General features: G+C 40.6%; 12 protein-coding genes. 8 read left to right on the top strand and 4 right to left on the bottom strand.

Translation table 11 applies throughout. From position 1 onward, the window contains the following. Positions 1-191: 191 nt before the first annotated feature. Positions 192-1,619: an L-serine ammonia-lyase gene (locus GSQ74_RS02425; protein ID WP_158989675.1), complete on the top strand. Its 1,428-nt coding sequence runs from the start codon at positions 192-194 to the stop codon at positions 1,617-1,619. A gap of 184 nt (positions 1,620-1,803) precedes the next feature. Here the strand turns inward: GSQ74_RS02425 and GSQ74_RS02420 are convergent, their stop codons facing one another. Genes GSQ74_RS02420 through GSQ74_RS02410 form a run of 3 tightly spaced genes read right to left on the bottom strand, consistent with a single transcriptional unit; the run spans position 1,804 to position 3,918 of the window. Next, a complete protein-coding gene (locus tag GSQ74_RS02420) occupies positions 1,804-2,538 on the bottom strand; it encodes an SGNH/GDSL hydrolase family protein (protein WP_158989673.1) in 735 nt (244 codons plus the stop codon). Beyond that, the gene (lipB, locus tag GSQ74_RS02415; protein WP_158989671.1) at positions 2,535-3,272 is read right to left on the bottom strand and encodes a lipoyl(octanoyl) transferase LipB; all 738 of its coding nucleotides are present in this window, start codon (positions 3,270-3,272) and stop codon (positions 2,535-2,537) included. The genes GSQ74_RS02420 and lipB overlap by 4 nt, the downstream gene beginning before the upstream one ends. After that, on the bottom strand, positions 3,262-3,918 hold the full coding sequence (locus tag GSQ74_RS02410; RefSeq protein WP_158989669.1) for a 4'-phosphopantetheinyl transferase superfamily protein: 657 nt from the start codon (positions 3,916-3,918) through the stop codon (positions 3,262-3,264). Before GSQ74_RS02410 ends, lipB begins: the two co-directional genes overlap by 11 nt. A gap of 72 nt (positions 3,919-3,990) precedes the next feature. On the opposite strand from GSQ74_RS02410, the gene dcd reads away from it, so the two are divergent. Together dcd and GSQ74_RS02400 are read left to right on the top strand one after the other, a co-directional pair. Next, complete coding sequence (gene dcd / locus GSQ74_RS02405) at positions 3,991-4,527, top strand: dCTP deaminase (protein ID WP_158989667.1); 537 nt, start codon at positions 3,991-3,993, stop codon at positions 4,525-4,527. A gap of 67 nt (positions 4,528-4,594) precedes the next feature. After that, the gene (locus GSQ74_RS02400) at positions 4,595-7,309 is read left to right on the top strand and encodes a carboxypeptidase regulatory-like domain-containing protein (RefSeq protein ID WP_158989665.1); all 2,715 of its coding nucleotides are present in this window, start codon (positions 4,595-4,597) and stop codon (positions 7,307-7,309) included. 124 nt (positions 7,310-7,433) lie between these two features. Here GSQ74_RS02400 and GSQ74_RS02395 read toward each other — a convergent pair whose 3' ends face one another. Continuing rightward, entirely contained in the window at positions 7,434-8,291 is an 858-nt protein-coding gene (locus GSQ74_RS02395; protein ID WP_158989663.1) for a hypothetical protein, read from the bottom strand. A gap of 150 nt (positions 8,292-8,441) precedes the next feature. Between GSQ74_RS02395 and GSQ74_RS02390 the strand changes: the two genes are divergently transcribed. The 5 genes from GSQ74_RS02390 (at position 8,442) to GSQ74_RS02370 (ending at position 15,956) form a co-directional block, all read left to right on the top strand. Then, on the top strand, positions 8,442-8,723 hold the full coding sequence (locus tag GSQ74_RS02390; RefSeq protein WP_158989661.1) for an ATP-dependent Clp protease adaptor ClpS: 282 nt from the start codon (positions 8,442-8,444) through the stop codon (positions 8,721-8,723). Between the two features lie 397 nt (positions 8,724-9,120). Next, positions 9,121-12,012, top strand: a complete 2,892-nt coding sequence (locus GSQ74_RS02385) for a TonB-dependent receptor (protein WP_158989659.1) — start codon at positions 9,121-9,123, stop codon at positions 12,010-12,012. 51 nt (positions 12,013-12,063) lie between these two features. Continuing rightward, positions 12,064-13,515 (top strand): hypothetical protein, encoded by a 1,452-nt coding sequence (locus tag GSQ74_RS02380; RefSeq protein WP_158989657.1) that lies wholly within the window; start codon positions 12,064-12,066, stop codon positions 13,513-13,515. An 85-nt stretch (positions 13,516-13,600) separates the two neighbouring features. After that, a complete protein-coding gene (locus tag GSQ74_RS02375) occupies positions 13,601-14,785 on the top strand; it encodes a hypothetical protein (protein WP_158989655.1) in 1,185 nt (394 codons plus the stop codon). 13 nt (positions 14,786-14,798) lie between these two features. Then, the gene (locus GSQ74_RS02370; RefSeq protein ID WP_158989653.1) at positions 14,799-15,956 is read left to right on the top strand and encodes a metallophosphoesterase; all 1,158 of its coding nucleotides are present in this window, start codon (positions 14,799-14,801) and stop codon (positions 15,954-15,956) included. Positions 15,957-15,960: the final 4 nt, after the last annotated feature.

Raw genomic sequence — 15,960 nt, 5'->3', positions numbered from 1 at the left:
TAGGTGTTCTAAAGATCAAGAAGAGTGTCATTCTGAGCATAACGAAGAATCTGTAAAGTAGTTTGCACCCTACAGATTCTTCGCTATGCTCAGAATGACAAATCATTTTTATAAAAGATTCATTAGAAAAGAAGCAAATCTAATCTTCCGAACAGCTGTGGAGATGAGACCAATTTAACATAACTGACCCAATGCAAAGAGAGCAAATTTCCGTTTTCGATATGTTTAAGATCGGGATAGGCCCGTCCAGCTCTCATACGCTTGGCCCATGGCGGGCGGCACAGCAATTTGTTCAAATGCTGGAGCAGGAACAAGCTTTAGAATTGGTTGAGGGGATAAAGATCTTACTCTACGGCTCACTTGCAAAAACAGGCAAAGGGCACGGTACCGATATAGCCATCCTGTTAGGCCTCAGCGGCGATGACCCGGTAACGTTTGATGTTAACGCTATAGACTCCAAGATCAACTCCATAAAAACCTCACATAAATTAATGCTGGCAGGCAACACGCAAATTGATTTCAGATTTGATGATGACCTGCTTTTCCTGTTTAACGAAAGCTTGCCGTTCCATCCTAATGCGGTAACCTTTCAGGCATTGTTAATGGGGGATAAAGCTTTATCTGCAACATTTTATTCTATAGGCGGAGGTTTTGTGGTTAAAGAGGGCGCGCGAAACCAAAATAAAAATGAGGTCGACCTGCCGTTCCCGATTGATACTGCAGGCGATTTGCTGCACTGGTGCATGAAAACAGGCCTGAAAATCTCCGAAGTGGTGATGGAAAATGAACTGGCCTGGCGCAGTGAGCAGGAAACCAAATCAGGTGTGCTGAATATCTTCCGGGTGATGAAGGAATGCATGTATCGCGGTAGCCACACCAAAGGCAATTTACCCGGTGGGTTAAATGTATCACGCCGTGCCGCAAATCTTAACAAAAAACTCATCGGCAGTAATACCTACAATAATTTTGATGAATGGGTAAGCGCCATACGCCAAACCGGCGAAGGTTTTAAAAATATATTAGATTGGGTGAGCTGTTTTGCCCTGGCCATTAACGAGGAGAACGCTTCCTTCGGTAGAGTAGTAACCGCGCCAACTAACGGGGCGGCCGGGGTTATACCAGCTGTGCTGATGTACTATGTATGTTTTTGCAATGGTTTTACTGATGATAAGATCATCCAATTTATATTCACCGCGTCAGAGGTTGGCAGTATCTTTAAAAAGGGCGCAACTATATCGGCCGCGATGGGCGGCTGCCAGGCAGAAATCGGTGTATCATCAGCTATGGCAGCAGCTGCTTTAACCGAGTGTTTGGGCGGCACACAGCGACAAGTATTAATGGCGGCAGAGATTGCCATGGAACATCACCTGGGTTTAACCTGCGACCCTATAGGCGGCCTGGTGCAGGTGCCTTGTATCGAACGTAATACCATGGGCGCTATAAAAGCCATTACAGCCTCACAACTGGCCCTGCAAAGTAACCCGGAGAACGCCAAAGTAAGCTTAGATGCCGTAGTGAAAACCATGTGGCAAACCGCGCAGGACATGAACTCCAAATACAAAGAAACATCTGATGGTGGCCTGGCCATAAACATCCCGCTGAGTTTGCCGGAGTGTTAATGATAGGTGTTTGGAAGATTAGAAAAGGAATGTCATTCTGAGCATAGCGAAGAATCTGTAAAGTAGTTTACACCCGTACAGATGCTTCATCCTTCAGCATGACAAATTACTTTTTTATCAAAAAATTATTAGCAAAGAAGCAAATCTCATCTTCTGAACACATATGGAATGTTATTATAAAACCTTAGTTGGCTTTATTGATCCTTGCAATAACCATGGGAAATAACTTGGCTACCCACTGCGCGTACATCAAAGCTGAAGGATGCAAGCCATCCGGTGCTATCAAAGCGCTGTTTGTTGCCGCTTCGCGGGATATGCCGGTAATATCCAGGTAATTTACACCGGCGTTATAACTTTCCTGCAAGTTGATCGCATTAAACGCATCTATCTGTGGGCCTATAGTTGCATCCTCGCCGCCGGCAAAAGGGGTTACCCCATAATCTGGTATCGACAAAACAAAAACCCGGGTTTTATCCCCTTTAGCATAGGCTATTGCGGTGTGCAATAACTGTATAAAATTGCTGCGATAGGCGGTTTGGCTACCGCCCTGGTATTGGTCGTTTACACCTATTAATAAGGTGACAAAGTCGTAGTTGTTTTGTAAAGGAGCGTGTGCAGAAATTGCACTGATCAAATCCAGTGAGGTCCAGCCTGTGGTGGCGATAATTAACGGGTTTTGCGCTTTGAACCCTAAGTTTTTCAAGGTATCAGTAAGCTGATATGGGAAGGATTCAGCAAGCGGCTCAGCTTCACCTATGGTATAGGAATCGCCTAGAGCCAGGTATCTGATGGTGTCGGTATTAACTATTTTCAAAGTAGTAGTATCTTTAGTGTAATTGTTACCGGCCGTCATATCAGGTTTTTTAGTACACCCCGCAAACGCGATTATCGAAAATATTATTAATTGTAATGTCCTCATCCTTTAATCTCCATATTGAATAATACGGAAATATGGTGTTTAAGGATTTTTTTAACTTCATTAATATCAACTTCTTTACCTAATTCTACTTTTAGCGATGTTACCGCCTTGTCATCAATACCGCAGGGTATCATGTTATTAAAGTAACTCAAGTCAGTATTTACATTTAATGCGAAACCATGCATGGTTACCCACCTGCTGCAACGCACGCCCATGGCGCAAATTTTACGGGCGCGTTCATTATCGGCATCAAACCAAACACCGGTGTAGCCGGGGTATCTGCCAGCCTGCAAACCATAATCTGCCAGTGTTAGTATTACCGCTTCTTCAAGGGTACGCAGATACAGGTGTATATCGGTGAAAAAATTATCAAGATCCAGTATCGGGTAGCCCACAATTTGGCCCGGCCCATGATAAGTAATATCGCCGCCACGGTTTACCGGGTAATAAACGGCATCCTTATCCTTTAAGCCTTGTTCATCCAATAACAAATGTTCAAACTTGCCGCTTTTGCCTAAAGTATAAACATGCGGATGCTCGCAAAATATCAGATAATTGGGTGTTAACGTAGTTTCTTCATCAGGCAATTCACCAGCAGCTATAATAGCATTTTGATGGTTACGTATATCCGTTTTTAACTTAACCGTGCTGTTGAATATTTCTTCCTGTTTTTCCCAGGCTTCTTTATAATCAATCAGGCCCCAATCATCAAATAATACCTGTTTATTCTTCATCCGGTTCTCCCTTCACATAGCCTATCATATAATCCCCGTACTGTAGGTATTCAACTTTATAGTTTTTATCAACAATACCTTTATGCAGGCGGGCATTCAGCGTACCTGCTTCAGAAAAACTAAATTGCGTTAAATGTATATTATCCACAAATGATACTTCCTTTTGGCCGTAACACTTATAAATAGCCTCTTTGGCGCACCAGCAAATATACAGGTGTTGTATGCGATGCTCATCCTTATCAATAAAAGCCAGTTCATCGGCCTGCAAAAACTTGTTGGCAATGCGCTCAACCTTTTCCTTTATCAATTCAATGTCTATGCCCACCGTTCCATTTTTACTGATCATCACTGCGGCATAATCAAACGAGTGACTAAAAGATATATGATAAGGCAAATTAACCAGGTAGGGCTTGCCATGCGCATCAACTTTACAGTCGATGTATTCATCGGTACGCAGCATGGTACGTAAAAGCACACGGGTGCCCAGCCAGTGCAGGTGGCGTTTACTGGCGCTAATCTTGTCGAAATAAGCCTTTTCCTGCTCATCCAACTGTAATTGTTTGTACAGATCGGCAGCTTTTTCCTCGATCTTCCAAAGCGCGAATTCTGTATCATCATCAACCCGATGCCGGTATACTACTGCCATAAAAGTAAAATTGCAAAAAGGATGGCAAACTTAAGTCAAATAATTATAATTTAGCCATATAACTACTATATTATGATATTGTCGGACAAACGCATACTCGAAGAAATAGATAAAGGCACCATTATTATTGAACCTTTTGAGCGCGCGTGTTTAGGCACTAACTCATACGATGTGCATTTAGGCAAGCATTTGGCAACTTACCGCGATAGGGTACTGGATGCCAAACTGCATAACGAGATTGATTATTTTGATATACCCAAAGAAGGATTTGTTTTACAAACCAATACCCTATACCTGGGTGTTACTTTGGAGTATACCGAAACACACGCGCATGTCCCGTTTTTAGAAGGCAAGTCAAGCACCGGCCGTTTGGGTATTGATATACATGCCACCGCCGGCAAAGGCGATGTTGGCTTTTGCAATACCTGGACATTGGAAATATCATGCGCGCAACCCGTACGTATTTACGCAGGTATGCCCATAGGCCAATTAATTTATTTTGCTGTTGAGGGCGAAATAGAAACTATGTACAATACAAAAAGCAATGCGAAATATAGTAACCCCACCACACGCCCGGTTGAAAGCATGATGTGGAAGAACAAATTTTAACTGTGCTTGTAACAGTATTGTTATAAACTAAAACCTAACCTTTTTTTTCTGAAATTGCTGTACCATTATGAATCACAGGAAGTTAATTATCAGGTTGCTGTTAGCAGTAAGTGTTTTTACGTTGGCAGGCTTTATTGTTGCCGATAATTATCCCATTCAAAAAATAGCGCTTCAGCTTAATAAATGGGTGCTTAAAAACCCGGTTGAAAAAGTTTACCTGCAATTGGATAAACCTTATTATGCCGTTGGCGATGATATTTGGTTTAAAGCTTATGTAACCCTTGGCAGCCAGCATCAGCTAACCACCCTGAGTGGCGTTTTAAACGTGGAATTGATTGATGATAAAGATTCGGTTAAACAGCATATAAAACTACCTTTAATAGACGGTTTAACCTGGGGCGATTTTGCTTTACCGGATACTTTGACCGAAGGTAATTACCGTATACGCGCTTACACCAACTGGATGCGTAATGCTGGCCCCGAATATTTTTTCGATCAGCATATAAGTATTGTAAATACTATTGATAATAAAGTTAATGCGAGAGTAGCCTATACTTTTGCCAACCAAAACGGACAGCAAAAGGTAAACGCCACAATTAATTATACCGACCCTGAAGGGGTAGCCTACGCCAATAAAGAAGTTAAATACAATATAGACCTGGGGCCAAAGCAAGTTGCAAAGGGTAAAGGCATTACTGACGATAAAGGCAACATTTCCCTTAGTTTTACCAATACACTAAAAGAACCTGTCAGCTCGGGCAGGATCATTACCAACATCCAAATTGATAAAAACAGTCTGGTAACCAAAATGCTTCCGGTTAAAGCTACATCCGGCAATGTTGATGTACAGTTTTTTCCAGAAGGTGGCAGTTTAGTTACCGGTGTAACATCAAAAATAGCGTTTAAAGCCGTGGGCGCCGATGGTTTAGGTACTGATATAAAAGGTACGATTACTGATGATGCGGGAAATGCAGTAGCCACTTTTAGCAGTCAACACTTAGGAATGGGGGAGTTCACCCTCAATCCGCAGGCTAATAAAATCTATAAAGCTCATATTTTTTATGCTGATGGTTCAGATAACACGATCGCTCTGCCACAGGCTATTGATAAAGGTTATGTTTTAGCTATTGATAACAAGGATAGTAGCAAGATCAGCATAAAGATAACTTCAAATAGGCAAACTTACGATAGTGACCCCAATGATACCTTGAGCCTTATAGCGCAATGCGATGGCGACGTTTATTATGCCGCGAAAAGTAATCCGGGGGTATCAAGTTTTGTGGCTACGCTGGATAAAAGCCGTTTTCCATCAGGTATTGTACAATTTACCCTGTTTTCATCAAAAGGTGAGCCGCTGGATGAACGGCTGGTATTTATCCAGAATAACGACCAGCTTAAGCTGGATGTGAAAGCCGAAAAGACTTATGCGCCGGGCCAAAAAGTAAAAATACAGCTAAGCGCGCTGACCTCAGATGCCAAACCCGCTATTGGTAGCTTCTCGGTAGCGGTTACCGATGAAACTAAAGTGCCGCAGGATGAGAATTTCGCGTCAACCATATTAACAAACCTATTGCTAACATCTGATTTGCGGGGTTACGTAGAGCAACCCAATTATTATTTTAATAATGTAAGCGAAAAAACACAAGCTGATATGGATGTGCTGATGCTTACACAGGGCTATCATAGGTTTGAGTGGAAAAAGGTATTAAATGATGATTTGCCCGAGGCTGTATATCAACCCGAAAAAACACTGCGGATAAGTGGGCATATAACCACATTAAGTGGTAAGCCGGTGGCTAATGGTAAGGTAACGCTGTTTTCAACCGGTCATGGAACCTTTTTTACCGACACACTTACCGATGCGAACGGACGATTTGCTTTTAACAACCTGACATTCCCCGATAGTATAAAGTTTGTAATACAAGCCCGAACAGGTAAAGACCGCAGGAATGTAAATATAGTGCTTGATGATGTAATACCACAAGATGCAACTCATGATAAAAACGCGGCCGATGTACAGGTTAATATTTATGATGGACTATCTAATTATGTGCAAAGCAGTAAGGACCTGTTTAACCAACAGCTTAAATATGGTCTTGCTAAACATACCATCGTATTACAAGAAGTAGTAATTACAGATAAAAGAATCAGACTTAAAAATTCGTCAAACTTAAATGGCCCCGGCAATGCCGACCAGGTATTAGTTGGTGATCAGATCCCTCTTGGATGTTTTTCATTAGATCAATGCTTACAGGGAGTGCTTTTCGGCGTGGTTTTTCGTAACGGGGTGCCATATTCAACGCGGGGAGGTATGATGACAGTAAACCTGGATGGTGTTTTTATATCAAGCGATGAATTTAATATCGTAAACATGAATGACATTGGCAGTATAGAAGTTTTGCGGACAGGAGTCTATATGAGTATATATGGATCACAGGCGGGCCCGGGTGGTGTTATTGTATTGACATCAAAAACAGGTGATGAGTTGAATAAAGCACGCTACAATGAGCCTATACCCGGTATAGTTGCCTATACGCCAATAGGCTATAGCAAAATACGGATGTTTTATTCTCCGCAATATGATGATCCAAAAACTAATCAAGCCGTTGCCGATCAGCGCTCAACCATATACTGGAACTCTAATATTGCGACGGATAAAAGCGGTAATGCATCCTTTGAATATTTTAACGCGGGTAGCAAAGGTAATTACCGGGTAATTATTGAAGGTATTGATGCTTATGGCAACCTTGCCCGGCAGGTTTACCGTTACAAAGTGCAGTAACAAATTCAACAAAAAAGGCATCTGGAATTTAAATCCGGATGCCTTTTTACTTAGTAGCCATCTAAATTCAATAGTTTTTAGATAGCTTCTTATATATTGTAGCTCAAATTAGTTTTAACCCAATTTATTGAGCTAAATAAAATTTCCCCCAAAAGTCTACACTCTTAGCCATTTCGCCACCGGCTTCATTGCTGGTTGGTCCGCCGCCACGTTTGCCGCCGCCGCCATGTCGGCCGCCGCCACCACCCATGCCGCCTCCGCCTCCCATACCGCCTCCGCCGCCACTTCTTCCACCACCACTACCGCTTTCACCATTGCTGTCATCGGTAGGTTTGGGGCGCTGTATGCCATTTATCCTGATATTAAATGCCCACTCGGCCTTATTATCAGCATGAAAAAACTTTAAAGGGATGGCTTCTTCATAAATTAAATTTCCGGCTTCATCATAATTAACCGCGGTTTGTATGCCGTATGAATTTGATGTGGTGATCATATCATCTTCAATATCTTTAAAGCCAACAACTTTTATTCCGCGTAGCCGTGTTAGCTTTTCCTGTAATAACTCGTTGCGTTCTTCCTGGCTAACTTCTTCGTTTTCGCCCGGGTTGCGGTTAAAAGGGATACTGCTGCCGCCTTGTACATTTAAAGGGTAGGTTAAACTATAAGTTTCTTTCTTTTTTCCTTTTGGGTCGATGATAAAAGTTAGCCCCGCATTTAAAACCCGCATTATTTCTGACCGGTCATAAATCTTTACGGCCAAATAAAGCGTGTCTTTACTATTTGTAATGGCGTAATTTAATCGTTCTTCGGGGCTGTAGTAGCTTAGGCTGTCTCCCCATTCTTTTATACTGCCATCAACAACTATATTTACCGGCGCTGCCTTTAAATGATATTGTGGCGAAGGTGCCTGGGCTTTACAAGCTGTTGTTATAATAAATTGTAAGGCTAAACCGGCAATAAAAACTACAGAAGATTTTTTCATATATCAGGGGATTTTTAAAGGGTAATATTGATAAGTTTTATATCGCGTATAAGTTTTAGCTTAGGTTTATCGCGCCTAATCAGTAATCACCATTTTCCAACACAATTTTAAACGTTTTATTATACTTTTTAAGTAATTTTGCAGTTACATATGCCAACCGAAGTACAGGAAGATACATTTACACTCGAAGAGCTACTTGCGAGTTTAAAAGAACTACACCGCCTTATTTTATGGAACGATGACGTTAACAGTTTCGATCATGTTATCTATTGCATGATGAAATACCTGGATTATTCGGAATCTCAAGCCGAGAAGATCGCATGGAAGGTACATAACGAAGGCAAATGCGCCATACTCGAAGGCTCATTTAATGAAATGGAGATATACCGCAAAATTCTACAGCAGGAAGGTTTAACCGTTTCGGTTGAATAATTTAATCCCTTTATCTTTTATAATCTTATTTCTAAGCTAATCACGCTCGTGATTAAATACTGCTTGTTTGAAACTGCCGTATCAATTCCTGCAATTATTACAATGCGGAATTATAAAAAAGATCATCAAGTAAACAGTCTCCGTGAAATTTTTTCGGCGTATAGGTGCTAGCTTTTTTTGCTCGTCTGCCTATTCCAATATCTCCTTAATGTTAAATAATCTTAGTTTAATATTAATAAATCATCCCGCCATAACCTCCATTGTTAACTCCAAGAAATCATTGTGTTAACAAATGATTACTGTAGTAAAAGCTCAGTTTTTAAACAGAATTTCGGTGTGTATTTGCATGAAAATGCTATCAAAAAGGAATACAAAGCACTCATAAAACCCCTATTAAATGGCCATATCTATACAATTTAAACGTTCTTTTTTATTACTTTTTTTCTTTACAGCTTTTTGCTTTTCTGCATCTGCGCAAACTATAAAAGGAAATGTTTCTGATGCTAAAACTTCAGAAACGCTAATCGGTGCCACCGTACACATTGCAAACGGTAGCACTGTATTTAATACCACAGTTAAACTTGATGGTAGTTATGATTTTAAAAATATCCCTGCCGGTACCTACATTTTAAAAGTAAGCTTTGTTGGTTACAAAACAACTAAGGAATATGCGGTTGATGCCATAAAAGGTCATATAGCTATATTAAACGTTGTTATGTTAGATAACTCTACCGCGCTTAATGAAGTAGCCGTAATTGAATATGCCAGTAAGGAAAGCGACAGATCGGCACGTGGAGATGAGAAAAACTCCAACAATACCATTAACGTAGTTTCTGCACAATCAATAGCCATTTCGCCCGATGTATTGGTTTCAAATGTGCTTCAACGGGTATCGGGCATATCAATTGACCGAAGTAGTTCCGGCGATGCGCAACACGTTATTATCCGGGGGATGGATAAACAATACAATACTACGCTAATAAACGGCATTAAAATACCAAGCCCGGATACTAAAAATAGGTACATACCACTGGATATTTTCCCTGCCAGTTTGGTTGATCGGATTGAAGTTTATAAAACATTAACGCCCGATATGGAAGGTGATGCTTCGGGCGGTGTAGTTAACCTGGTTATGAAAACCGCGCCAGACAGGCTTAAAGTTGAGGGTGATTTTGGCACTGGTTACAGCCAAATATTTTTTGACAGGCCATTTGCTAGTTTTGACAGAAGTACTGTACGCAGCAAAGCCCCCGGAGAATCATTACCCCCCTTTGCTAATGCGCCTATAAGTGCTTTCCCGTATCAAAATCTGATAACCAAAAATGCAAATGCTCCACTTAATAGTAATGCAAGCTTAACTATTGGTAACAGGTATTTAAATGATAAGCTTGGGGTGCTCTTTTCAGGAAGTTACCAAAATTCTTACCAGGGAGAGAACAGCTTTGTGGCTGAACAATCTAATACTGTTGGAACATCTCCAAATGCTCAAACGCCAAATCAGGAAACTGCTTTTCAAAGCTCAAATAATCGTGAGTATTCAACTCAGCTTAAACGCTTAGGTACTATCGCGTCAATTGATTATAAGTTTGATGATAATAACTCCATAAACTTGTTTGCAACCTATTTGCAATTGGACCAATACCGGGTTCGCCAAACCGAAACTTCCACTTATGGTGGTTATTCTTACCAGGGTTATGACGCCACTAATGGTGTTGACAATTTAACGGAAACCCGTAGCGACCTGCAAAATATTTACAACATAACGTTAAAAGGAAAACATAAAATAACAAGAAAGTTTTCACTCGACTGGACAATAGCTAATTCTGAAGCTAAACATAGCCTTCCTGATATAGCAGAGTTTAAAACATCTTACCAAACAAGCCCGGATTTAGTCAATGGTAAAAACGAGCCTAATCCAAATTCTCCGGGTAGTTCGGTATTTGTTACTCCTGATATAATTGATGGCCCGGTAACGGTAGGAAATGAATCCAGGGAGTGGACACGTAATACAGATAAGGATATTTCTCCGTACTTAAACCTGCACTATAACACCACTATTTTTGGCCGTAAAGCGCTATTCTCAGCCGGTGGTATGTACAGGCATAAAACAAGAACTAACTTTAATGATACTTATAGTTTGCCCAATACCTATATCCCTGGTACTGACAATGCGGAACTGTATACAACAATTCCTGCCGCTGTCTTCACTTTCGCAAATAATCCGGGAAATGCTGAGGGTTCGGCACAAGCTGACGCGGGCGTATACAACTTTACCGAAAATATATATGCCGGGTATGGCATGCTTGATTATTCCGCAAGCGATAAATTGAACGTTATATTTGGTTTAAGAGCAGAACATACCTATGAATACTACTTCTCAGATCTACCTGCAACATTCGCTGGTAAAACAGCAACCATTACTTATGTAGATTATTTGCCCAGCATAAATGCTAAGTATACAATAACCGATAATCAGGCATTAAGGGCTTCCTATTTTAAATCAATATTAAGGCCCGCCTTTAATGATTTCGTGCCTTACCCCGATGGCACAATTGACGAAAATTATTTGTCGTTAGGTAACCCTTATTTACAACATACCAAAATAGATAATTATGACTTAAGGTATGAGTTTTTTCCCGGTGTATTTGATGAATTTATGGTAGGCAGTTATTATAAATATCTGATAGATCCGATAGAAAGAGTGCTTGGAGAGACACCTTATGGCTTTGGGTACACACCTGAGAATTTGGGTAACGCGCATAATTACGGTGCAGAATTTGTGGCCAAAAAGTTTTTTGGAAACGTTGGTGTGTCTGTTAATTATACCTACACCAACTCGGAGATTACTACTTTAAAGAAAATACAGATAGGAGACCAGGACCTTGCCAGTATTAATCAAACCAGGCCACTTCAAGGCCAGGCCGCCAACATTGGTAACTTCTCGTTATTATATAAAGATCAAAAAAATGGTATAGATGCCCAGGTATCATTAGCCTATACCGGTGAAAGAATTTCTTCAGTATCAGAATACTATGACCTTGATACCTGGGAAAAGGCATCCACCTATCTTGATCTTTCGGCCCAGAAGAAGATCGGCAAACACTTTATACTATATGTAAAAGCTAATAACCTTTTAAACACTCCTTACGAGCTGTTTTTAAAGCAGAACAACGCGACTGATTACAGCGGATTGTTAAAATATGCACATCAGGAAAGCCCTAATTATACCACTGTTGAATATGACCAGTTTTACGCGAGATATAGCTTAGGTGCCAAGTATAAATTTTAATTCTCAAGTCCATAAACCCCAAAATAATAAAACAAAAATTCAATCATCATTATGAAAAATTTACAAATTCTTTCTTTATGTGTGGCGCTTTTCGCACTAGCCTCTTGCGGTAAAGGCTCAGATAAAGCTGTCGTATCTGCACCATTGGTGCAAATCGGTAAACCAATTAGCAACACAGGTAGTTTGCCTGCAGGTAATTATAAAGGTACTATGCTTGCTAACCAAACCTACACTGTTACCGGCGATATTACCATAAATGCAGGTGATACCCTTTTGATACAACAAGGTGTAAAGCTTAACATGACAAATGGTGCTAATATCATCAACAATGGTATATTTATCAGTTTAGGCTCTAAATCCGATCCTATAACTATAACAGACCCACGCAGGGTTAAAACTACAGGTCCATCCAGTGTAGGTACCGATTCAGCTTACAATGGTGGCTGGGGTGGTATATACAGCAGTGCATCAGCTAAGTTGGTTGTTGTTAAATACACCCACCTTGATTTTGGCGGCGCGGCTTTAAAAACACTTCCTTTCCTAACTACTTCGGGCTTAAAAGCCGGTTCGCAATTCATCCTGTATTTTGAAAATCCAAATGGATTATTCATTTTGGAAGATTCATGGATTTATGGTACTCCTGATGATATTACCCGTTTTTACGGTGGTACATATAACATCATGAGAAACACAGTTGAGAAATCTGGTAACACTGGTGGCGATGGTTTCAACGCTAAAGGTAGCTCAGTTGGTAACATGGCTTATAACCTTATTATCGGTGGTGCAACCAACGGTACAAAAACCGCTAGTGATGGTACAACTGCAGGCCCATGCCAGTTTACTATGTACAACAATACCTATGTGAACGATGGTTTCAGAAACACAGGTGTTTACGGTGCAAGAAGTGGTTCTGTTGAGATAGAAAACAACTCAAGAGCATTAGTTTACAATAATCTTATTGTTGATTGTAACTTTGGTGTACGTATTGCAGGTGGCCCGGGTGGTGCTAAAGTTTATTTAGCCGATACTACTACCAGTACTTCATTATTATTCCCTAAAACAGCTTATGGCTATAATTTCAATTATGCTGATAACGCTGCTATGGCTGGTCAGTTTGTGCCTACAAGCGTTGCTCAGCCGGTAGTTACACATCCTGAAGCTACTGATATTCCAAACATGGTTGCTTTCCTTCAAACTGTTTTACCCGGTGCATATACATTTGGCGAAGTTTATAACGGTGCTTCATTAGTAGGTGAAAACAACCCAATGTTTGTTGATTATCCACTTCCGGCTCCTGCTAACTTCTGGGTTACTCAGGCATCAGTTGATAGCTATAACTTCCGCCTTCAATCAAGTTCACCGGCTATCGGAAAAGGAACAACATCATTTAACCCTATTACAGCAGGTATTATAATTGATCCAACTTTTGGTTCAAGCGGTATTACTGCTCCGGGTAAAGATATGGGTTGCTACCAGTCAAATGGTTCAGGTAACCAACACTAATCAGTAATTTTTATAACAAAGGCAGCTACATACCGTAGCTGCCTTTGTTTATTTAAGCGTATAATACCCCATATTAAACAACAGGATGAAAGCAAAAGCAACAGTAGTTTTTTTAATTTCAACAATATTTTTTTGGGCAGCTTGCTCAAAATCTCCTAAAACTTCCCCTAAAACAATTACTACAACACCAACTACTCCTGTAGTAGTTACACCCGGGCCACCACTTCCAAATACGGTTGATAAAACCGATACATTGAAAGTTATGGCTTACAACGTATTAAGTTACGGCGACCTTTGCCAGGGAAGCACCACTACGCTGAACGGTTATTTTAAAATAATTATTCAATATGCGCAGCCGGATTTATTAAGCTGTGAAAAAATGAATGCCTTCCCTTTATCATCAACCCTGCCGGATAATTTGGCCGATAATATAAGAGATAGCGTACTTAATGCCGATTTTCCGGGGCGATTTGCAATTGCAACACCCACTAATACTGCCGATGGTAGTAACATGTCTGTATTGTTTTATAACAAGCAGAAGTTAACCTATGTAAAAACAGAAGTACTGTACCCTTACATCACTGATTTCGACCTCTACAAACTCTATTATAACGATCCTAATTTGGCTATCACGCATGATACTACTTACTTATACGTGGTGGTAAATCATACACAATCAGGCACGCCAAGTACAACACGCGATATGCAGGTATCAACCTATATGGCAACGCTTAGGGCCAAATTTGCTTACTTCCCCAACCTGATTAACATGGGCGATTTTAATACCGCCAATAGTTATGAGGCCGGTTATCAAAGTGTGATCACATCAACCGACACAACCAAACAGATGAGCGACCCTCCATTTTATCCTGATAAAACGGTAAAATACCCTGCCGAGTGGGAAGATAATTCAAGCGCCTACGCCGCAGAGTTAACAACAACAACAAGGGCTTTAGCAACCGTGCCAAATTCGTGTGGTACAAGTGGTGGCGCGAAATCATGGTACGATCATATTTTTATATCGCCGTGGTTAGTAAAAGGCTCAAATTATATGTCATATATCCCAAATTCATACACTACTATTGGTAACGATGGAAAGCGAATAGGAGTGGATATAAACAGCACTACCCCGCAAGTAAATACTTCAGCTCCGGCTGCTGTTATTAATGCATTGTGGCAATTTTCTAATAAATATCCGGTATCTATTAAATTGCTGATCAAAGCAAACCGGAACGCTTATAGTATTGCTGATCCAACCGAAAAAAATTAATCAAATTCAAACCATGAAAAATAAATTTAAAAGCATAATCATAGCCTTTCTTTTTATAGCGATATGCCCTAAAGTAGTTTTAAGCCAAACTATCCAAATGGTTTTTACTTCGGATGCGCATTATGGCATAACACGCGATAAATTCAGGGGTGATACCGGTGTTACAGGCCATGTAGTTAATGCTGCCCTGGTAAAGCAAATAAGCACGCTGCCTTATCTTACATTACCTAACGATGGCGGTATTAACGCGGGGAACAAAGTTGGTGGGATAAATTATGTAATTGAAGGCGGCGACATTGCTAATCGTATGGATATACCTGTACAAACAGCCGCTGTATCATGGTCGCAATTTGAATCGGATTATATGCATCACCTAACTATTAAAGATGCTGAAGGAAATCCGGCTACTTTACTAATGGTGCCGGGTAATCATGATATTAGCAATGCAATCGGTTTTCCAAAACCTATGTCCCCGGTAACCGATCCAAGCTCGATGGTTGGCATATATAATCTGATGCTGAAACCTGCCCAGCCATTAACGAACGATAATTATGATTATGCGGTAGATAAGATCAATTATTCCCGCAACATTAAAGGCATCCATTTTGAATTTATTACCCTTTGGCCCGATTCTGCCGAACGTATATGGATGCAACATGATCTGGATACAGTGGCTGCAACCACACCGGTAATTATTTTCACGCATGACCAGCCGGAGTGCGAGGCGAAGCATTTTACCAACCCGCTTCCACCCTACAATATGACGGAGAAAAACAAGTTTCAGAATTTAGTTTCGGAGCACTATAAAGAGGGGGATAAAGCACAGAAGGATGATGGCGCTACAGATATTGAACAGCGTGGTTTTGTGAAATTTTTAAAAGCGCATCGTAATATTGTAGCCTATTTCCACGGCAACAGCAACTGGAATGAGTTTTATACCTATCACGGCCCTGATAATGATGTATCGCTAAATGTTTTCAGGGTTGATTCGCCTATGAAAGGCAAATATTCATCGAAAGATGAAACCAAGGTTTCTTTTCAATTGATTTCGCTCGATCCCCAAACCCTGCAACTTACAGTTCGTGAATGTTTGTGGAATACTAAGCCTTTAAGTGCCGATAATAATATTGTTTTTGGCAAAAGTGCTACCGTATCATTAAAGGTTAATTAAAACA

This window comes from Mucilaginibacter sp. L196 (assembly GCF_009765905.1).
GTDB lineage: Bacteria > Bacteroidota > Bacteroidia > Sphingobacteriales > Sphingobacteriaceae > Mucilaginibacter.
Note: the sequence above shows the minus strand (reverse complement) of the source record. Positions and strands in the feature narration are given on the sequence as shown.